Annotated in this window: 22 protein-coding genes and 1 pseudogene; 10 read left to right on the forward strand and 13 right to left on the reverse strand. The window is 41.2% G+C overall.

Translation table 11 applies throughout. The annotated features are described in order from the left end of the window. Window positions 1-50 precede the first annotated feature (50 nt). Window positions 51-662 carry a glutathione S-transferase family protein gene (locus tag LC586_RS27635; protein ID WP_229488421.1) on the forward strand — a complete coding sequence of 204 codons (612 nt, stop codon included), beginning with the start codon at window positions 51-53 and terminating at the stop codon, window positions 660-662. A 142-nt stretch (window positions 663-804) separates the two neighbouring features. Here LC586_RS27635 and LC586_RS27640 read toward each other — a convergent pair whose 3' ends face one another. From LC586_RS27640 to LC586_RS27660, 5 genes are all read right to left on the reverse strand, one after another. Next, window positions 805-1,014, reverse strand: a complete 210-nt coding sequence (locus LC586_RS27640; protein WP_229488422.1) for a DUF167 domain-containing protein — start codon at window positions 1,012-1,014, stop codon at window positions 805-807. Next, window positions 992-1,408 (reverse strand): ribosomal maturation YjgA family protein, encoded by a 417-nt coding sequence (locus tag LC586_RS27645; protein WP_229488423.1) that lies wholly within the window; start codon window positions 1,406-1,408, stop codon window positions 992-994. The genes LC586_RS27640 and LC586_RS27645 overlap by 23 nt, the downstream gene beginning before the upstream one ends. A 108-nt stretch (window positions 1,409-1,516) precedes the next feature. Continuing rightward, window positions 1,517-2,068: a DUF2231 domain-containing protein gene (locus tag LC586_RS27650; RefSeq protein ID WP_229488424.1), complete on the reverse strand. Its 552-nt coding sequence runs from the start codon at window positions 2,066-2,068 to the stop codon at window positions 1,517-1,519. 33 nt (window positions 2,069-2,101) lie between these two features. Beyond that, window positions 2,102-2,842 (reverse strand): LmeA family phospholipid-binding protein, encoded by a 741-nt coding sequence (locus LC586_RS27655; RefSeq protein WP_229488425.1) that lies wholly within the window; start codon window positions 2,840-2,842, stop codon window positions 2,102-2,104. A gap of 308 nt (window positions 2,843-3,150) precedes the next feature. Next, a complete protein-coding gene (locus LC586_RS27660) occupies window positions 3,151-3,726 on the reverse strand; it encodes a Uma2 family endonuclease (RefSeq protein ID WP_229488426.1) in 576 nt (191 codons plus the stop codon). A gap of 670 nt (window positions 3,727-4,396) precedes the next feature. On the opposite strand from LC586_RS27660, the gene LC586_RS27670 reads away from it, so the two are divergent. The 4 genes and pseudogenes from LC586_RS27670 (at window position 4,397) to LC586_RS27685 (ending at window position 8,547) form a co-directional block, all read left to right on the forward strand. After that, on the forward strand, window positions 4,397-4,933 hold the full coding sequence (locus LC586_RS27670; RefSeq protein WP_229488427.1) for a hypothetical protein: 537 nt from the start codon (window positions 4,397-4,399) through the stop codon (window positions 4,931-4,933). Window positions 4,934-5,160: 227 nt separating this feature from the next. Next, complete coding sequence (locus tag LC586_RS27675) at window positions 5,161-5,997, forward strand: CheR family methyltransferase (RefSeq protein ID WP_229488439.1); 837 nt, start codon at window positions 5,161-5,163, stop codon at window positions 5,995-5,997. Window positions 5,998-6,140: 143 nt separating this feature from the next. Further along, window positions 6,141-7,362: pseudogene (locus tag LC586_RS27680) on the forward strand (ISAs1 family transposase). Window positions 7,363-7,767: 405 nt separating this feature from the next. Further along, window positions 7,768-8,547, forward strand: coding sequence for a hypothetical protein (locus tag LC586_RS27685; RefSeq protein ID WP_229488428.1), 780 nt, complete (start codon window positions 7,768-7,770; stop codon window positions 8,545-8,547). Between the two features lie 41 nt (window positions 8,548-8,588). On the opposite strand, the gene LC586_RS27690 is transcribed toward LC586_RS27685, so the two are convergent. From LC586_RS27690 to LC586_RS27710, 5 genes are all read right to left on the reverse strand, one after another. Beyond that, window positions 8,589-9,191 (reverse strand): cytochrome c oxidase subunit 3, encoded by a 603-nt coding sequence (locus tag LC586_RS27690; protein WP_229488429.1) that lies wholly within the window; start codon window positions 9,189-9,191, stop codon window positions 8,589-8,591. A gap of 121 nt (window positions 9,192-9,312) precedes the next feature. Next, window positions 9,313-10,974, reverse strand: a complete 1,662-nt coding sequence (ctaD, locus tag LC586_RS27695) for a cytochrome c oxidase subunit I (RefSeq protein ID WP_229488430.1) — start codon at window positions 10,972-10,974, stop codon at window positions 9,313-9,315. A gap of 13 nt (window positions 10,975-10,987) precedes the next feature. Beyond that, window positions 10,988-11,914 carry a cytochrome c oxidase subunit II gene (locus LC586_RS27700; protein WP_229488440.1) on the reverse strand — a complete coding sequence of 309 codons (927 nt, stop codon included), beginning with the start codon at window positions 11,912-11,914 and terminating at the stop codon, window positions 10,988-10,990. A gap of 151 nt (window positions 11,915-12,065) precedes the next feature. Next, complete coding sequence (locus tag LC586_RS27705; RefSeq protein WP_229488431.1) at window positions 12,066-12,683, reverse strand: DUF2231 domain-containing protein; 618 nt, start codon at window positions 12,681-12,683, stop codon at window positions 12,066-12,068. Beyond that, window positions 12,680-13,180 (reverse strand): DUF2231 domain-containing protein, encoded by a 501-nt coding sequence (locus tag LC586_RS27710; RefSeq protein ID WP_229488432.1) that lies wholly within the window; start codon window positions 13,178-13,180, stop codon window positions 12,680-12,682. The genes LC586_RS27705 and LC586_RS27710 overlap by 4 nt, the downstream gene beginning before the upstream one ends. Window positions 13,181-13,884: 704 nt before the next feature. Between LC586_RS27710 and LC586_RS27715 the strand changes: the two genes are divergently transcribed. Together LC586_RS27715 and LC586_RS27720 are read left to right on the forward strand one after the other, a co-directional pair. After that, complete coding sequence (locus LC586_RS27715) at window positions 13,885-14,445, forward strand: chemotaxis protein CheB (RefSeq protein WP_229488441.1); 561 nt, start codon at window positions 13,885-13,887, stop codon at window positions 14,443-14,445. Window positions 14,446-14,461: 16 nt separating this feature from the next. Next, window positions 14,462-16,507, forward strand: coding sequence for a hybrid sensor histidine kinase/response regulator (locus LC586_RS27720; protein ID WP_229488433.1), 2,046 nt, complete (start codon window positions 14,462-14,464; stop codon window positions 16,505-16,507). Between the two features lie 186 nt (window positions 16,508-16,693). On the opposite strand, the gene LC586_RS27725 is transcribed toward LC586_RS27720, so the two are convergent. Beyond that, on the reverse strand, window positions 16,694-17,065 hold the full coding sequence (locus LC586_RS27725; RefSeq protein WP_229488434.1) for a DUF2237 family protein: 372 nt from the start codon (window positions 17,063-17,065) through the stop codon (window positions 16,694-16,696). A 351-nt stretch (window positions 17,066-17,416) separates the two neighbouring features. On the opposite strand from LC586_RS27725, the gene LC586_RS27730 reads away from it, so the two are divergent. Next, window positions 17,417-17,719, forward strand: a complete 303-nt coding sequence (locus tag LC586_RS27730) for a type II toxin-antitoxin system HigB family toxin (protein WP_229488435.1) — start codon at window positions 17,417-17,419, stop codon at window positions 17,717-17,719. Beyond that, window positions 17,700-18,116 (forward strand): helix-turn-helix domain-containing protein, encoded by a 417-nt coding sequence (locus LC586_RS27735; protein WP_229488436.1) that lies wholly within the window; start codon window positions 17,700-17,702, stop codon window positions 18,114-18,116. The genes LC586_RS27730 and LC586_RS27735 overlap by 20 nt, the downstream gene beginning before the upstream one ends. 249 nt (window positions 18,117-18,365) lie before the next feature. Here the strand turns inward: LC586_RS27735 and LC586_RS27740 are convergent, their stop codons facing one another. Together LC586_RS27740 and LC586_RS27745 are read right to left on the reverse strand one after the other, a co-directional pair. Beyond that, entirely contained in the window at window positions 18,366-18,614 is a 249-nt protein-coding gene (locus LC586_RS27740) for a CopG family antitoxin (protein ID WP_229488437.1), read from the reverse strand. Further along, window positions 18,583-18,804, reverse strand: a complete 222-nt coding sequence (locus tag LC586_RS27745; RefSeq protein ID WP_309143406.1) for a BrnT family toxin — start codon at window positions 18,802-18,804, stop codon at window positions 18,583-18,585. The genes LC586_RS27740 and LC586_RS27745 overlap by 32 nt, the downstream gene beginning before the upstream one ends. A gap of 289 nt (window positions 18,805-19,093) precedes the next feature. On the opposite strand from LC586_RS27745, the gene LC586_RS27750 reads away from it, so the two are divergent. Then, the gene (locus LC586_RS27750) at window positions 19,094-19,258 is read left to right on the forward strand and encodes a hypothetical protein (RefSeq protein ID WP_229488438.1); all 165 of its coding nucleotides are present in this window, start codon (window positions 19,094-19,096) and stop codon (window positions 19,256-19,258) included. The last annotated feature ends 838 nt before the right edge of the window (window positions 19,259-20,096 follow it).

Raw genomic sequence — 20,096 nt, forward strand, 5'->3', positions numbered from 1 at the left:
ATTGTATTTTGAACCTCTACTTCTCAACATATTCTTAACTGCATTTTAGCATGGAACTACTGCGTCTGTACGATTTTTTACCTTCTGGGAATGGTTATAAGATACGTCTTTTATTGACACAACTAGGTATGCCTTTTGAGAGGGTAGAGCTTAACATTTTGAAAGGCGAGACTCGAACACCAGAATTTTTAAGTAAAAATCCCAATGGAAAGATACCTATTATTGAAATCGAGCCAGGGAAATACTTGGCAGAATCAAATGCCATATTAGTATATTTGAGTGAAGGTACAGAATTTTTACCATACGACCGCTTTTTACGAGCGCAGGTGCTGCAATGGTTATGTTTTGAACAGTATAGCCATGAGCCTTTTATCGCTACATCAAGATTTTGGATTTCTATTTTAGGTAAAACTGAAGAATATAGTGAAGCTATAAAGCAAAAACGTGAACCAGGTTATGCAGCACTTAGCTTGATGGAAAAACACTTAACTTCTCACACTTTTTTTGTAGGAGAGCGTTACACGATTGCTGATATTGCCTTGTTCGCTTACACTCATGTAGCTAATGAAGGTGGGTTCGATTTAACAGAATTTCCTGCTATCCAAGCTTGGATAGAAAGAGTCAAAGCTCAACCAAGGTATATCAGTATTACACAAGCATAGAAAGTCGATTTTGCTTTTTTTGTGTCTCTCGTTTCTTGGCTTTGCTAGAGTATGTATTGGGTGGGACATGCCTCACATTCAGCAGGAGGCAGAGTCTTCCAATATGGTTATTACTAAGCAGCAACTATTAGTCTGTATCAATTTATATCAGCTTTTGCAGAGAAGACAAACCTGATTTTATTCTGATATCAGATTTGGCTACATCAAATTTATTTGCTAATAGTTTAATTAATTCTTCATTAGCCTTACCATCAACTGGAGGCGATTTTAAATACACAGTCAAACTGCCATCAGGTTGTTCTTCAATTTTTTGCTGTTTTGAATTAGGTTTAACCTTGACTTTTTTTAGCATAACCTATTTTCTGTAATTGTCGCAGCCACAACCAACCTAAAACACAACCCAATACATAATGAGGAAAATCCCACCAAACAAAGGTAGTACCAAGTAACAATTTGCCTATCAAGGTGGCGCGAATCTCCTCTAATAGCGGCGGATGCCAAAGTTGCAAGAATTCTAGTATACAGGTGATGACAAAAACCCATATAGGAATTTGGATTATTGCCGCCCGACTTCTGAAAAACCAAAATGCAAACAGACACCAAAATATTTCGTAAAATATAGCTGCTCCGTAGTCATTAAACCACTGATGGGCAGGCCCAGTGTAGTACTTAAACAAAAAGCCCATCGGTACAACGATGAGCAGAGAAAGAATAATAAATATTGTTTGGTTACGGTTTCGGCGCATTTTCTAAAAGCTTAGAGACTAAGCAAAATTTTAGCCTCTGATAGTCGTTTCTCAATAATTCGTAATATTGAATTGTTAATTACGAATTACGAATTACGAATTATTTTCTTATGGATATCTTCTGCTACCAGCGCCCACTACACCGATTTTATGGCGATAGGAAAGTTCAGCACCGAACCAGCCGGAAACGCTAGTCAGTGTACCAACAACGAGCGAGATTAACAGTCCCCAAGGTACTATTCGGGACTCAGCGTCGCCCAAGCGCAGGAGAAAGTTGACGAGTGATAAAACCAGGATAGAAACGTTAAGTATCAAATGTGCCCAACCGGCGGTGCGCTTGCGAACTCGTTCAATTTTCAAAAAGTCGCTCAGACCGATCGCAGAAGCGAGTAAGCCTCCAGCTAATCCAAGTCCGATTAACCATAGCGAAGCCCTAGCCCAAAAGAAATCATGAGTTAACCAGTAGCCGATGTCACTTCCCAAAGCGGCGGCTAAAAAGGCGATGGGAAAGATTACACTCAGGGGATGTAGGGGATGTCCTGCGATCGCTACTGTACTAGGTACGCCGGTATCACGATATTCACTATCGTTACTTTCAATAACTGGTGGAATATTGGGAAAAGGTGTTGAACTTGTTTGCGTTGTGTCTGTAGTTTCCATTATTAGTATCCTGAATTTATTAGCGTCCTATTTTTAAGCAGCAGGAATCTGTTCAACATAAGCTTCAGCTTGTAGGGTTAGTTTGCCTACTTCTACTTTTAGTTGGTTAACTTGCAAGCTTATTCCTTCTAAATCAAAGTTACTCAAATTCAAAATTTCGCTAGTTTGATCTATCAAAGCTTTTGTCAACTCTGGCGATATTTCCTCACTTTCGCCATACTCAACATTTTCCAAGGTAACAGTTTTTCCATTGGCGCTGATCTTGGGGACTGCGGAAAAAGCAACTTGCTGATTTTCACCTGTTTCTACTATTTTCATGGTGGCATTTAGTGCTACTTTTCCATCACCTGGTAGTCGAAATTCTACATGTTGAGGCTCAATAGTCGTCACTTGGCCGTTAACATTGATTTTTTGACTTTGCAATTGCGATCGCACATATTCTGAGTTAAAGGCGCGATTAATATCAGCTTCGGTTAACACAACCTGTGCATTAGCTTCAGTAGGTTTAGTGAGTTCAATTTTGCCGAAAGCCACACTCAGAGGATTAATGGCAACATTAGTCATTTGCATGTCAAATTCCTCCATGCGGAGGTCTTTCTGCATAACCATACCTTCACCTTCAATCGTGACTGAATCCACCTGCCCTTGAACCAGTTTCAACGGGTCTGTTTTGATGTCTACATCTAAACTTTCTACTTCATCTAATTGGCTAGATAATCCTATTTCTGCGGCTTTATTGAGCGCCTGCTCTCCTAATCCAGGACTGTCTGGCATTATTAAATTAACTCCTATAAATAGCATATCCTTTAGATAATCTAAGTAAATTATCATCAAAATCTTATCTATCTGGCGATGGAATATAGATTTAAATATTGTCTATCTAAAAGTAGAATTACATAATTTTATCTAATAAAAACTTTTGCTTTTCTACCCAGAAGTTTTCAGGTGCAGACGTAGAGCGGCTTGCCGTCAAATATCGTTCCAAAGAAAGATAGTATCTTGATAATTTAGCCGTTATGCTACTTTTTATAATGAATGCTGCACCAAAATCCGTTTAAATTGATATAAAATATAACTCAATTTTATAATAATTTTCTTAAAGGCAAGGTAAAACCAGGCACAACATCTTCACCGCTTAATACTGCCGTAGCTGGATATTGAGTAATTGAACCATCCCGGCGATAAACTAAAGCTTGCTGATTTTTACTATCAATTAACCATCCTAATTGAACACCATTACTAATATATTCTTCCATCTTGGCTTTAAGTTTTGCCAAGCTATCGTTTTTAGAACGAATTTCAATTACAAAGTCGGGTGCTAAATTAATAAATTTGTCTTCTTCTTCATCCCAACCTTCTGGCAAACGTCCTTTAGCGACAAAAGCAGCATCAGGTGATCTGACAGCAGTATTTGCTAATCTAAAACCTGTACTTGAACTAAAAACTTCACCTAAATCCTGACTTTCTACCCAATTCAACAAATAGGCTCCTGCTTTTATTTCTCGATTACCAGAAATTCCACCAGTTGGAGGCATAGTTTCTAACGTGCCATTAGCATTGCGTTCAAACCGCAGTTCTGGGTTTTGCGAACTCATCAGCATTAATTCTTCATCAGTGACAGTATACAAAGACTGCACCGTTATTTTTTCGCTGGTCATGATGATCCCATCGCAAGCCTGATAGATATCTCAATTTTAGATTGAGATTCAATTACTTCTGTACCCTTTTCCCGTTCTGCGTTCTCTGTGTCTGGAGTAGTTTGTTATAAAATTGACATTAATACCAGGGCAATATCTGACTACAAGCTGTCTTCTTCTTTCAAAACAATGCTCTTAGAACGCTTTACCACAGCTCTTACCTACACCATCCAACTGCACGCCAACCAAGTTGTAAAGGTTCAGGCGTTCCCTACGTTGCCCATTTATTAGGTGTCGCCAGTATTGCTTTCACGGCCGTAAAGAAGGTACTATTTGGTATTATCGGGCGCTTGTAGATGCTTTCAGAAAGACTGGAACCACTGTAATTCTTGACGAATTAGAACGGATCGTTGCACAAATTGAGGTATTAGCATCTAAATCAAAAATGAAGATATGTTTTCTAAAACGGATGCTCCCATTGAATGTAGCAGGTTCTACTTCGCAGTTCTAGTTCAATTATTCAGAAGTAGATAAAAGTTTCATGGAAACTAGACAAATAATTTTTTTACACACACTATATAATCATGTGTCTCACGAAAAAATTTTGGCTTTTAGGTTCTTTCTTTAGATAAAAAATCTTTCTCCCGGTAGACAGGTGTACTTACATTATTATGACTGCTATGTTACTAATATGACGATAGTAAGACGAAACGCCCTAAATACAACCGTAAGTCCTTCATTAAGTTCTCCAGAAACCTTGGCAGAAAAAGTTATTGAAGCAGAGCGTATGCACGATGTTCTGCTTTTACTGCAAAACTTGATTAACAGTGAAGAAGCCACTGTTAAACTAATTCTGGATTGTCTGTATGATGTTGGATCAGTCAATCTGATCAACCAAAAGCTTCGCCTGAAACCTCTAAACAGGGTGATGAAATTAATCGCGCGAATGTCTAAACCAGTTTTTAGAACTTTGGCTTTAAATTGGTTTAAGAAAAACTGTCCTCAACTGATTACTAATTGGCTACATACACAGGTGACTTTTGGAAGTATCCAAAATAGACCCCAACAAGTAGCTGTTGAAGTTGCAGAACTTCAACCATATCCCATACCACAGAGAGAAAATCTAAGCCAAGAGATTAAAAATCTGCGCTATCAAGTGAGATGGCTAGTTGGGATTTCAATAATAGCGATCGCTGTTTTAGGAATAACAGCCGCTAGGTTAAACTAAAACCTATAAGAAGCACCGTTATCAAATTTAATAGATCCAGCAAGCTCTTTTCGGCGTAAGATTCACTTGGGTTATAAAAATCCTACCACTCTAAAATGTGAATAATTTTTTCTGCATCAGGTGTTTTGGGAAATATTTCTTTTGCTAACTCCAAGCAGCTTAACTCGTTGTATTGCCAGCACATTTAAATAACTGGAACTGGCTCAACATATATGCTAATTCGTACTATGACTTTGCCCAAGCCTTCCTTGGAGGATATAGAAATACATCTGCTCTTAGAAGGGGTGTATCAGTACTATGGTTATGACTTTCGCAATTATGCTCTTTCCTCACTCAAGCGCCGCATTCAGAGCTTCATGGAATTAGAGGGGTTAGCCAATGTTTCTGCATTGCAAGAACGGTTACTCCACAACCGTGCTTATTTGGAACGATTTTTGCTTACTCTGACCGTGAATGTAACATCAATGTTTCGTGATCCCAGCTTTTATCACACCTTCAGAAATCAAGTTATCCCCTTCTTGCAAACCTATCCGTTTATTCGCATCTGGCACGCTGGATGCTCCACTGGTGAAGAAGTCTATTCAATGGCAATTTTACTACAAGAAGAAGGGCTTTACCACCGTTGCCGCATATATGCCACTGATACTAATGAGAAGGTATTACAAAGTGCCAAAAGTGGGATTTTCTCCCTGAAACTGATGCAGGAATATACTCAACTTTATCTGAAAGCAGGCGGCAAGAAGTCTTTCTCAGAATATTATACAGCAGCTTATGATAACGCTATATTTCGAGCATCTCTAAGAGAAAATGTTGTTTTCGCCCAGCATAATTTAGCAACTGATAGCTCTTTTAATGAGTTTAATGTTATCCTTTGTCGTAACGTCCTGATATATTTCAATCAGGTACTTCAAAAGCGGGTACACGAACTGTTTTATAATAGCCTTTGCACCTTTGGTATTTTGGGTTTAGGAAGACAAGAATCTATCAGGTTCACCCCTTATGAACAGTACTATGAAGAGATAGTCAAAGGTGAAAAACTATACAAGAAAATAGCTGGTGCTTAAAATCTAGACCGTTTGAACCAGGGTTAGCGCGTCTCAAACGCTATTGACAAGCGGACTTGCCTGATCAGCAATCAGGTTGGAAACAAAGTGGCACAATCCGAGCTAGGGTAAGATTTAATCCATCTAGGTGCAAGGTTCGAGTAATGTCAATCGGATTTGAGAACAAGAAAAGCAAAAACAAAGCATCTTTTGCACCCAGCATAGATAGCAAAGACATTACCACTAAATTTCAGGAATATTTTACACAAGTAAAAGATCCAAGAGCGGAAAGAACTAGATGGCACTTACTCACTGATATCATCACCATAGCGATTTTAGCGGTAATAGCAGGAGCAGAGGGCTGGGAAGATATTGAAGAGTATGGGCTAAATAAAAAAGAGTGGTTGGAGACATTCCTTAAACTACCATTGGGAATACCCAGCCCAGATACTTTTAGAAGAGTGTTTGAAAGAATTAACCCCAAAGAATTTGAGCAATGTTTTCGGCAGTGGGTTCAATCATTGGTTGAGAAACTGGGAGTAGAAGTAGTAGCCATAGATGGCAAAACTCATAGAGGCTCGTATGACCGAGAATCAAAACTAAAAGCCTTGCACACAGTTAGTGCGTGGTCGAGTGAACATCGTTTAGTTTTGGGACAAACAAAGGTCAGTTCTAAATCAAATGAAATCACTGCAATCCCAGCACTATTGGATATGTTAGACATCTCTGGCTGCATCATTACCATTGATGCGATGGGTACACAGAAATTGATTGCCGAGAAAATTATTGCAGAGTAAAGCGGATTATATTCTGAGTCTGAAAGAGAATCATCCCACACTGCATAAACAAGTCAAAAACTGGTTTGGGGCAGCACAATCCATTGGATTTAAAGGTATCGATATCAGCATTAGTCAGCGTATTGAGAAAGGGCATAATCGCATTGAAAAGCGTACAGTTTACACTGTACCTGTGTCCCAGATTCCTGGACTTTATCAACTAGATTTATGGGTAGGGCTAAAAACAATTGTGATGGTAGTACGTTCGATTCAGCATTGGAATAAAACAACACAAGAGGTGCAATTTTACATTACTAGTCTCGTCAGTGATGCAAACAAAATTGCTAGTGCAATTCGCCAGCATTGTGTAAGGGAAAATTCTGTTCATTGGACATTAGATGTTACCTTTCATGAGGATGAGTCCCGAATTCGTTCTCTGCACAGCCCACAAAACTTTGCTTTACTACGTCGTATTGCCCTGAATGCATTAGAGCGAGAATCATCTTTTCATCGCAGTATTCGCCAAAAATCACGCAGAGCAGCTATGAACGATCGCTATATGCTTTCTGTGTTGGCTGCGGCTCTCTCAAACTCAGTACCTCTGCCATAATCCCCCTGTCAATAGGGTTTGAGACGCGCTAACCCTGCCGTTTGAACCACTAGATAAACGTGATTTAACGTGAGTTCGACAAACCTCTCCCTGACTTAAACTAAAGTTCAAGTCTGTCCCTCTCCGAGTCGGAGAGGGACAGGTTTTGCGTAGTAAAAGCAGGGAGAGGTCTTTGTGACGTGTCGAACTCACGTTGATTTAGGTAAATTTAACCGTAAAGGTAGAGAGAATATAATTAAAAGTGTATTCTAATTAGCACTAAGTATTTTCTAAAAAAAATATTATGAGTAAAGTTCCGATCGCTGTCAAAAGACAGTCTGTCAAACATTTTTAATTGTGTTCAGAAGATAGACTTAGCGATCGCTTAAGGTAAATTATACATTAAAGTCTTAAAGGAGATTGTCGATGCAGCTTCTCGAATGTCCTCGTGTTGCAGTCATTGCTGGAGAAAATGCGGTTCACGTTTCTCAACTACCTTCTACATGGCAAGACATTGCTAGAGGAACCACGAGTATCGGACTTTCTCATCCCCAAAGCTATGTTGAGATGGCACAGTTGTTCTTATATAAATTAGAGCATGGTGATGTTGACTTGTTTAGCGATCGCCCCCAACTAGCTCACTTGATACCATCATTTTCCCAGCTATTTGCACAACTGGCATGGGAAACCCTTGACTTTTTTGGGCAAGACTTTCTCAAACACAGCTATCCAAACTTTGGAGAAATTCTCCGTGATGTGGAGTCAAAAGGGACAGAGTATGCTAATGAAGTAAAAGTCGCTCGCATTGGCATAGATTTATTCAACGAGTTTGGTTATGAATTGCCTGCCAGTTTCTATCATGTGCATCTAGCACCAATTTACCGCGATCATGTTTTTGAAGAACGCGCCTTAAGATTTGATCAGCGCGATATCGAACACAAACGTGCTTGGGATGCCATACTCCATGCAGGTAAAGTGTTTGCGATTCAGATGAAGGTGCAAAGTATTGCTTCTAAATACGGTTTTACTTATCAACACGGCTGTGGTTGTAACTCTCACCTATCTTCCATTGATGTATCTCGTGGCGCATTTGAATATGAATTGAGTCCCGAAAAGCGCCAGCGATGGATTCGCAGTTTTATCTGGACTGCTTGGTATGAGTATGCCTTTTTTGCGATCGTGCCAAATACGAGTTATTTAGTTTAAAGGGAAATGAGCAGAGGGAGTAATTTCTCCCTCATTCTTATTTACTGCCAAACGTAGATTAGGATAAACAAAATAATCCAGATAACATCGACGAAGTGCCAGAATAACGAAGTTGCGTTGACCCCGAAGTGGCCTGTGTCGTAGTTGCCAGGGATGAAAGAACGTACCAAAATTATTGACTGCAACAGAATGCCGGTGAAAACGTGCAAACCGTGGAAACCTGTTAGTAGGTAAAACGTCCCACCAAATACCCCTGATGTGAAGCCAAAAGCGAGGCTGTTCCATTCAATAGCCTGTCCAACCAAAAAGTAAGTTCCCATCGCCATTGTTGTCAAGAGAAATAGGCGGAATTTCACTAAATCGTGGCGTTGAAGGGCGCGTTCTGCTAAGTAAATTACAAAGCTACTGGCGACAAGAATTACTGTGTTGATTGTCGGTTCTTTTACTTCTAGCCCGGAAACACCAGCTGGTAGCCAGTTAGGGGTTGTTGTTTTGTAGATGGCATATCCGGCGAAAAAACTCAAGAAAATGACGCTTTCAGACAGTAGGAAGACAATGAAGCCAAACATCTTGTTGCCTTCTTCGTCGTGGGTATGTTCTGCGGCTGTGTGGTGTAATTCGTGGGAATTGATATAAGTGTCCATTTTGCTGTTAGTTTGAGGGGAATTTGAAACGCATAGGCACTTTGCCTTCCCGTAGGGTAGGAACGCGGAGGGAAGCGCAGAGGGACGCGGAGGGTTTTTGCGTCTTCCCGATAGTTTGCGTTTATTCTGGGAGGTTGGCTGTTAAGGGTTCTGATTTGCCGTAGCCGTAGGGTTCGGAGATGATGATGGGGATTTCTTCAAAGTTTTCTACTGGGGGGGGTGAAAAAACTAACCACTCTAGTCCGATTGCTCGCCAAGGGTTAGCGGGTGCTTTCTCGCCTTGCATCCAAGAAATCACCATGTTGAATATGAAGGGTAAGGTGGACATTCCTAAGAGAAATCCGCCCAGGCTAGCGATGACATTCCAGAATTGATACTCTGGGGCGTAGGAAGCAACTCGGCGTAACATTCCTTGCAATCCCAAGGGATGCATGGGCAAAAAGTTGAGGTTGGTGCCGATGAAGGCTAACCAGAAGTGGATTTTACCCCAGCTTTCAGAGTACATCCGCCCAGTCATTTTGGGGAACCAGTGATAGATTGCCGCAAATAAGCCCATCGTCACTGTGCCGTAGAGGACGTAGTGGAAGTGTCCCACTACAAAGTAGGTATTGTTAACGTGGACATCAACCGGCACGGAGGAAAGCATGATGCCTGTGATTCCGGCGAAGACAAACATGATTAATCCGCCCAAGGCAAACAGCATGGGGGTATTTAGCCGCAGTTTACCGCCCCAAATAGTTGCTACCCAGGCAAATACTTTAATTCCTGTGGGTACAGACACGCACATCGTTGTCAGCATGAAAATCAACCGCATCCAGCCTGATGTACCACTGACGTACATGTGGTGTACCCAAACAATGCCGCTCACTCCTGCAATCAAGATGGATGAAATAGCGACTACTTTGTAACCAAATAGAGGTTTACGTGAATAAACTGGAAAGATTTCTGAGAAAATCGCAAATACAGGCAAAATAATCACGTAAACGGCGGGGTGGGAGTAGAACCAGAAGTAATGCTGGAACATGACTGGATTCCCGCCCTTGCTGGGGTCAAAAAAGCTCGTGCCAACTGTGAGGTCGAGTAGCAACATCACTGCGCCTGCTGTCAGCGCAGGTAATCCGAATAGTTGGATAATCTGGGCGCTAAACACTCCCCAGACAAACAAGGGCATCCGAAAGAAGCCCATTCCTGGGGCCCGCATCTTCACGATTGTGGTGACAAAGTTCACTGCCCCCATAATTGAGGATACGCCGGATATTGCCACCGCTAAGAGCCAGATAACTTGACCATTAATCAAGTTACCTGTGGGATTCTGGAGACTGACTGGCGGGTAAGACCACCAACCGGCTTGGGCTGGGCCACCAGGGACGAAGAAGCTACCCATCATGAGAATTCCGACTACTGGCACCATCCAAAAGGCGACGGCGTTGAGGCGGGGAAATGCCATATCTCGCGCCCCAATCATCAGTGGCACTAAATAGTTAGCAAAACCAACTAGTGAGGGAAATGTCCACAAAAACAGCATCACAGTGCCGTGCATGGTGAACATACCGTTGTAGACAGTGCGATCTACTAAATCTGATTCGGGTGTCATCAGTTCTCCCCGCATCACCATCGCAAAGATACCGCCGACGAGAAAGAAGAAGAAGGAGGTAACGAGATACTGGATACCAATTACCTTGTGGTCAGTACTAAAGCTGAAGTATTCTTTCCAATTACTCGAAGATTCATGGTTAGGCTTCTCATTCGGGAGAAGAATACCTTCAATAGGAACATTAGTCATGGTTACTTTCCTTTCAACCAGGTGAATTGACTAGAGGAGGTGCAGCAGGTGGAACTGTAACCCAACCAGTTTGGACTGATTGATTGGATGTTTGGGCATACTCAGAAGCTGCCTGATTTTTTGCTAGGGATGGCTTTTGGGTTGCAGCTTGTGCCAGCCATTGCTGATAATCTTCAGGAGATTCGACAACCACATTCGCCTGCATCGTCGCAAAGTATGTACCGCTATATTGAGAATCGGTCAATCGGTATTTGCCGGGACGGATGGGAGTAAATTCAAAGTCGATCGCATGGTTGGGAATAATATCCTGCTTGAGGCGAAATGCAGGTATATAGAAGCCGTGGAGAACGTCTTGTGATTGCAGCGCTAAACGTACCCGGCGATCGCTAGGTAAATGCAATTCGGTACTGGTAATATCTTTTTCGGGGTAATGAAAAACCCACGCCCACTGTTTAGCTAGTACGTCGATTTTTTCTACAGGTTCAGTTAAGGCGTTAGCTGGTACATCTTTTGCTTCTGCATGAGCCGATTGCATTGCTAGCGGATTATGCAGGTGAACTAATTCCGATGGACCTTGAATCCCCATTTGTTCGTAAACTTGGTAGCTGTAGCCCGCAATCCACAACACTAACAGAATTGGAATTGCTGTCCAGACAACTTCTAAGGTGATATTACCTTCAATTGGAGGGCCGTCGGTGAAGTCATCTTTGATGGCCCGATGGAAGATCACAGAATACATTAAAGTACTTGTTACTCCTAAGAAGATGAAGGAACCGAGGGTTACTAAGAAGCTAATCAAATCATCAATTAGTAGGGATTCGGCTGCTGCTTGGGGGGGAAGCCAGGAGTAAGCCTGCTTCCCGATCCAGAGACTCGTAACAGTCACTGCGATCGCGCCTGTAAGCAGCGTCAAAATATTTAAAATCTTCTGGATTTTCATGGTCACATTAGTCATTGGTCATTGGTCATTGGTCATTAGTCATTGGTCATTGGTCAGTGGTCATTGGTCGATGGTTAGTAACTTTAAACAAATGACATAGACGCGCTAGCGGCTTCCCGCAGGGTAGGACAAAGGACAATTGACAAATGACTTACTTGAGTGTTGTGTTGAGGTCTTGGTGCGATCGCAGCAAATTATCTGCTGTATTGTGTATGCCAAACTCGGTAGCCATTTGCGCCCCTAGTGTTCCGTGGACGTACAGAATGAACATGATTGCTATGCCTGCCAACAGATAGATCCATTGCACTTCTCTATCTGTCTGTTTATATTCTTGTTTGCCCCAAACGAAGCGCTGCCATCCTCTCCAGATGGTCATGCCAACAATCAGCGCTAATAAGAACACACCACCTACACCATGCCAAATCATGGTTTCCATTGCCTGCAATCCCCAGGCACTTTTCATATCAGCTGGTGGTGTTGCCAACAGCATTTCGTAAAAGCCTGCTCCCACTGTGAAAAATGTGATGATGCTGGCAGCTAGCATGTTATACCAGCCAACATCAAATAGGTTGTCACGTTCCACAGTAATTGCTAAAAATTTGAAGACCCATTTTTCAAAGGGGAATAGAACACCGACAATATCAAAGGTCATCGCAATGATGAACAAACCTATTGTCAGATGGACTAAGTTGGGATGAATGGGAATTGTGTAAGGTAATCCGTTTGCGCCTAGAGAGCCGCTCAATTGGTCAATTAATTCTGAGTTCATCGCAACAGACCATCCTTTACTGCTTCCACAACTGGCACTGTATGCAATCCATACACCCAAACAAGTTCATCTCCGAGATATACCTGCAACCCAACTATCAGGGTCAGAATTAACCCGGCTCCCAAATAATAAATTGATATTTTTTGCGGGTTGCGGGCACGAATTACATAGCGCCAAGCTGTAATTGCCGTGATGATTCCCGAAAGCGACCAACCAATCAGCGTATGCAAATTCAGCACCGATTTAGCTAGGCTGTAAGGCTGTGCTAAACCCGCTTCAAACTGACCAAAAATGATCGCAACGAAGATGGCGATCGTGGCAACTAACATGTTCCACCAACTCACTTCAAAAAGACTGGATTTACCAGTAAAATAGCCAACTACATCGCAGAAAAAGGAAAACAACACCATCGCAATTACGAAGTGGACAACGATGGGGTGAATCGTATCTGGATAGGGTAAATTGTGGTCGTTCAATGATGTAAAATACTCAAGCATTGTATTCTCCTGGACATATCTACCGCACTTTGGTCAATCAATTTTGGATTGCCAATTTTGGATTTTAGATTTATTCCGTCCCGAACGAGATATAAACCAGAAGACCTTAATCCAAAATCGCTAGTCAAACTTCAATGATTGATGGATACTCGCTAACATCACTACAAGTATCTATCCATAATTGACCGGAATCTGTTCAATATGTGCGCGGTGCAATATGCTTAATCATGTCTTCGCTTTTTGTAGACAAATTTAGTAAATTTGCCTTTAGGGAACGACTTTTGTTGTGCTTAATTTCCTCATGCCAATAGCCTGCAACAGCAATTTTTGATGTAGCTAAACCAAATCGCTGTCGTTTGTTGATTTGCTTAACCTATCTTTTAGCTTAAGTAAATTTTTATGAATTGTCAAAACAATAATAATTAAACTTTGAAAAGTTAGTTATTTAGCAAAAATATATTTCTATAATGTATCTATTCTGGCAGTAACTAAAATTCAAAAAAACCATAAATATCATATTTTTTATGTAAAGTATTTCACAATGATAAAATCTTTAATTGTAATGTAGATGACAAAAATATATAATTTTGGTTAGTGGGTATAAAAGCAAGTCAAGGTAAGTTAGTAGCTGTGGTGGAACTGGAGAATGCTGAAAGGATTTGATGAGCCATCAAGTCACACTAACAGGTGTGAGGACAAAACAAGTGGCATTTGAAATTGTGGTCATTGGTACTTCTTTGGGCGGATTATCAGCCTTAAAAATTCTCTTGGGTAATTTACCAGCAGACTTTCTAGTGCCGATCGCAATCGTGCAACACCGTCACAAGGAGTCTAACAACACACTCCAGGAGTTATTACAAGAATATACTTCGTTGCCGATTCGAGAAGTGGAAGACAAAGACGAAATATTACTAGGACATATCTACATAGCTCCAGCAGATTATCACTTATTGGTTGAACCAGGTCACTTTGCTCTTTCGACTGATGAGCCTGTTTCTTATGCCAGGCCATCTATCGATGTGCTATTTGAGTCAGCAGCCGATGTCTATAGTGAGCAAGTTATTGGTGTAATATTGACAGGAGCAAACCAAGATGGTATGCAAGGTCTAAAGAAAATAAAAGCGCGGGGAGGACTTACTATCGTACAAGAACCTACCACAGCCCAGAGCGATGTTATGCCAGAAGCAGCAATTTCTGCTGTTGCAGTAGACTGGATTTTGACACTCTCAAACATTGCTTCCCAAATGGTCAAGCTTTGTCATTAATTACGGAAATAAACCCATGCAGATGGAACCCAAAGTAAACATCCTCCTAGTGGATGATAAACTAGAAAATTTGCTAGCACTAGAAGCAATCCTAGAAAAACTGGGAGAGAATCTGGTAAGAGCTACTTCTGGGGAAGAAGCTTTGAGGTGTCTGCTACATCAAGACTTTGCAGTGATTTTGCTAGATGTGCAAATGCCAGGGATGGATGGCTTTGAAACTGCAACCTTGATTCGCAATCGGGGGCGATCGCGTCACACTCCAATTATCTTTCTCACCGCCTTTAGCACCAGCGACCAAATGCTGTTTAAAGGCTATGCCTTGGGTGCAGTTGATTATTTGCTCAAACCATTAGATCCCAATATTTTGACTTCTAAGGTAACAGTATTCGTAGAACTATTTAAGAAAACAGAAGCCGTCAAGCAACAAGCAGCGCAACTGGTAGCAGTCAATGCGGAACTCAGGCAAAGTGAAGAACGATTGCGATCGCTGAGTACCTGTTCACCTGTTGGCATTTTTGAAATTGATACTGAAGGAGGATGTAGGTATACTAATCCCCGCTATCAGATAATTTGTGGCTTGAGAGCGGCAGAGAGTTTAGAAAAAAGATGGCTAGAATCTGTTCATCCAGAAGATAGAGAACGAGCAATCGCCAGTTGGTCTGACTACATTCGTGAAGGTCGTGATTACTCTGAAGAATTTCGCTTTCAAACTGCTCATGGCATCGTCCGTTGGGTTCAAGTTCGCTCATCACCCATGCTTTCCGGTCAAGGAGAATTGCTGGGATATGTAGGCACCCTCGAAGATATTACTGAACGCAAACAAGCAGAAGAAGTCCGCGCTCAAGTGATTCGAGAACAGACAGCAAGAGCCGAAGCAGAAGCAGCAAATCGGATGAAAGATGAGTTTCTCGCTGTTCTCTCCCACGAACTCCGCACACCCTTAACCTCAATGCTGGGCTGGTCAAAGATCCTCCGCTCTAAGAAACTTGACGAAAAAGCCACTTCCCGCGCCCTAGAGGCGATTGAACGCAACGCTATATCTCAGATGCAACTAATTGAGGATATTTTAGATGTATCACGGATTATCCGTGGTCAGTTGCGGTTAAATGTATCTGCGGTGAATCTGATCACGGTAACGGAGGCAGCCTTAGAGGCAGTGCGTCCCCTAGCAGAACCAAAAGATATTAAGTTAAATACTGTTCTGGATACTTCGGTCGGGTCAGTTTATGGCGATCCAGCCCGATTACAGCAAGTTGTCTGGAACCTACTAACTAATGCCATTAAGTTTACCCCTAAAGGTGGCAGAGTAGATGTGAATCTGTCAGTAGTCTGTGGTGAAGAACAAGAAACAACTCACAAATACGCCCAAATTCAAGTTATCGATACAGGGATTGGCATCAGTTCCGAGTTTTTGCCCAAAGTATTTGAGCGTTTCCGGCAAGCAGACAGCACCACAACGCGATCGCACAATGGATTAGGACTAGGACTAGCGATCGTTCGTCATCTAGTGGAACTGCACAAGGGTACAATATTTGCCCAAAGTTTAGGCACTGGACAAGGAGCAACCTTTACTGTGAAATTGCCACTGCTACAAGACAATAGGGGTAGCAGGGCGAGTAGAGAAGCCACAGGAGAAATTTCCTCCCCTGTGGCATCAACCCCCCTTGCTGGATTAAAAGTTTTAGTTGTAGATGATGAAGCAGATACCCGTAACTTTCTCAGTTTTATGTTTGAGGAGTATGGGGCGATCGCCACTGCCGTAGGATCAGTTGATGAAGCGTTGGCAGTACTTGAACAAGCAAAACCAGATATCCTAATTAGCGACATCGGCATGTCAGAGCAAGATGGTTATACGCTGATTCGGAAACTGCGCTCTTTAGAACCAGAAAAAGGCGGACGTATCCCGGCGATCGCTTTAACAGCCTATACGCGAGAGGAAGACCGCTTAGAAGCGCTAAGAGCAGGGTTTCAGCAGCATTTATCTAAGCCAATAGACCCCACTAAATTGATTGCTATGGTTGTCAATGTATTAAAGCTACCTGTAGAAATTCCAGTGGGTTGATTTGGAATTGGGGAATGGGGAGAAATCAATTCAAAATTCAAAATTCAAAATTCAAAATTAAAGAACTTCTGCCGACGCTCGCGGACTCGCTAACGCTGCGCTATCCTGCCTTCTCTTTCCCAATGCCCAATGCCCCATGCCCAATGCCCCATGCCCAATGCCCCATTCCCAATGCCCAATTTCAAATCAAGACGAAGTTAAGGCATGTTTTTTCAATTCGTCTAGGGAAACCATTTCCAAAGCTCTAGCATGGGTTGCAGAAAGGATGACGGGTGGAGCAACGCCAGCATCGAGAGCTTCTTGCCAGCGAGAAGCACACAAACACCAGCGATCGCCAGGCTTCAGTCCAGGGAAATTAGAATCAGGAACAGGTGTGCTTAGATCGTTCCCCTGGGATTTGGTGAACTCCAGGAATTCTGATGTCACTTCGGCACATACGACGTGCGAGCCGAAATCCTGACCACCTGTGCGACAAAAACCGTCGCGGTAAAACCCAGTTATGGGAGAAGTGCAGCAGGCTTCTAGGTTTCCACCGATTACGTTTTTAGCTTCTGTCATTGTTAATTCGTTGTACTTGATTTTTTGGCTTTGATATAAGCCTATATTGACACTTCCCTACTTGAATAAAAATCGCTATCCCTTATTAAGCAGGAAATTCTACAATCACTACTTATAAATTGCTTTGAGTGGTAGAAGTGCGATCGCCTACGCCGGGTACGCCATTGCACTTACTAAACCTGGTAATAAGTATCTTTTTACAGAAGTCTACCGCGATTGGGGATAAAGCAACAAACCCTAATCATTAAGCTCTTGACACCGACTTAGCAAATTGCTAACTTAGGAATACCTTATAATTACCGCAAAACAAGGACATAGTTATGATTTTTACCCTAAGAAAATTCATTTCTTATGCATATTATTTCTACTACAACACTGAAACTTTTTTATCAAAAGTATCCTGATGCTGAGTCTGGTTTACGCGCTTGGAACAAAGTTGCAAAATTAGCCAAGTGGCAGAATATACTTGAAGTTCGCCAAGCTTTTAACTCTGCCGATCCAGTAGGTGAACTTACAGTTTTTAATATTCAAGGAAACAAGTATCGCCTTATTACTTATATTGACTATCAAACAAAAAAAATATTTATTCGTAACATAATAACCCATACAAAGTACGATACCGACAAATGGAAAAATGACCCTTGGTTTAAATAAACGCCCTACCTACATTGAGCTACTGCAAGCATTTCCTCCTCGTCCTATCAAGACTGAAGAGGAGTTATTTGCCACCCAAAAAATTATTAATTCTCTGATAGATAGCGCCCCACTAACATCAGATGAAGAAGATTATCTTAATATTTTAGGCACTTTAGTTTACGAGTTTGAACAAACTCAGCAGGCCGTGCCTGATATTTATGGAGTAGATTTACTTCAGGTTTTGATAGAAGAAAATGGACTACTTCAAAAAGATTTAGTACCTATTTTCAAAACAGAATCTATTATATCGGCTATCTTGAAAAAGCGGCGTAAATTAACAACCAGACACATTGAAGAACTGGCAGAATTTTTTCATATTTCACCTGCTGCTTTCTTCCCAAATAGTCTTGAATAACTCGTTTTTGGTTGAGGGTAATGCTTTAACCTCACGAGCGCACTTAATAAAGCTGGTAACAACTTTATTAGTCCACCGAGTAGGTACTGGGGATAATCGTAAGGCTACAGCATTGAATTTATTCATGTTGTAGCCCTATTTGGGTCAGAAGTAGCGAAGGGACTAGTGATGTAGCAATTTCTCAACCCTTTACAGAATAGGGGTTAAGAGACCATCTTGCTGAAAGTTCTCAGATATTAGCTCAATACTTTATTCGCCTAAAGACCTTTCAATCGCTTTACGAATATACCGTTGATAAGGTATTCCTTCTTTTTTAGCAACAGTTTTAACTGCTTCTAGCATTTTTTCTGATAGCCGTATATTTACATTTTTGTCTTTCGGCTGAAACTCAAAATTTACGGGTTTAAAATTATCAGCATGAATGTAATCAGACAAATCCTCATCCAACAATTTTTCTGCTTCTTGATCACTTGTTAAAATTGGGAAAGTCTTTTTCATACTTGGATATCTCCTTTTGGTGCATATATCTTGCGCTGATGGGTCTGATAAATGTTTCTTCCCCTTTTACACGAAAGGTAAAAACCACTAAAATAAGTCTTTTTTGGTTTGAAACACCGATTGCAAAATATCTAACTTCCTCCGAAGAGTGTTTTATATCTGGAGCAATAAGAACCTCAGTATTGAAAATTTATTTTTCAATTTCCTCTAACGGAATTCGTTGTCGGCATTTTTCTGAGTTTCCTTCATCCCAATCAAAGCCAGAGAGGTCTTCTATCATAGAAATAACAAATGTATATACATTTGTCAATAGTTTAGTGGATTACGATAAAAACTATCAAGTTGCAGCATCTTTAGTTTCTATACTACCCAGGCTTCCGTTTTTGATTAACTCCTCCTATAAGTAAAACAAATCTATGCAGCCTGAAAGCCGCTTATTAGGTAGGCAAGCGGTTTTTTGATATATAATTAGAGCTTAAGTGGCATTGCTTTTAGAAGGCAAGTATCAAGCAAGAAGGCAACAGCAAGGGTTGCGCCTGTTATGGGATAATACTGGGATTTTGACCAATGGAGAATCAAAGCAATACAAACGCGGCAAAACTTGTGTCTTGCCGCGTTTGTGGAAGATATTGCGAGGAAGATGAGTTGTACTTTCCTGAAACCGTATAGTGTGGCTTATCTACAGCTTGCAAGATTTCAGGAAGCAAAAATTGTTTTTAGAATTACTAAAGTGAAAATCCAATAAAAACCCCTGGTAGTTAGCCAGGGGTAATGCAAGTCAGTACTTTTCGCATGGAATGTATCCTACTTAAATACCATAGCAACCGTCTAATTTAGAGATATGCCATTTTGCCAAACAAAAAAAGCCCTCAGTAGTAAGCCGAGGGTTAATTTTTTTTGGAATAGCGGTAATCTACAAAGCTATTATTCCCAGTCCAGTAGGCAATAGAACCAAAATAGAATAAGAATTTCTACAACCATATATATTATAACTTACGCATTGACAAAAAATACAAAATATGATCTAAGGTTAAAAACCATATCTTTCGTAAGGGCACAGCATTGCTGTTCCCCTACAGCATGGTCTATTTACGATCGCAGGATAATTAAGAAAAGCCTGAAAACTTCCTCAAGCTCGTTAATGCACATCAGAATGCATTTGTACAGTACGTAAGTCCTATATATATTGATATATATTGTGATGTCATACAAAAGAGAGCTTCGGCGTATCCTAACCTCGTTGCTTACCTTTGAATAAGTAAAGCTAATATGTTATATCAGCTTTCCTGAAGTAATAAAACTTGATTAAATTTTGTAAAGCATTGTAAAGTAGATTCACAGGCAAAGACAAAACCGCCTGATTATAAAACAACTAACCGCACTTATAAAACCATGACAGCAACCTTACAACAGCGCTCAAGCGCCAACGTATGGGATAGATTCTGCGAATGGATCACCAGCACCAACAACCGTATTTACATC

The sequence above is a fragment of the Nostoc favosum CHAB5714 genome (assembly GCF_020829495.1).
GTDB classification, from domain to species: domain Bacteria; phylum Cyanobacteriota; class Cyanobacteriia; order Cyanobacteriales; family Nostocaceae; genus Nostoc; species Nostoc favosum.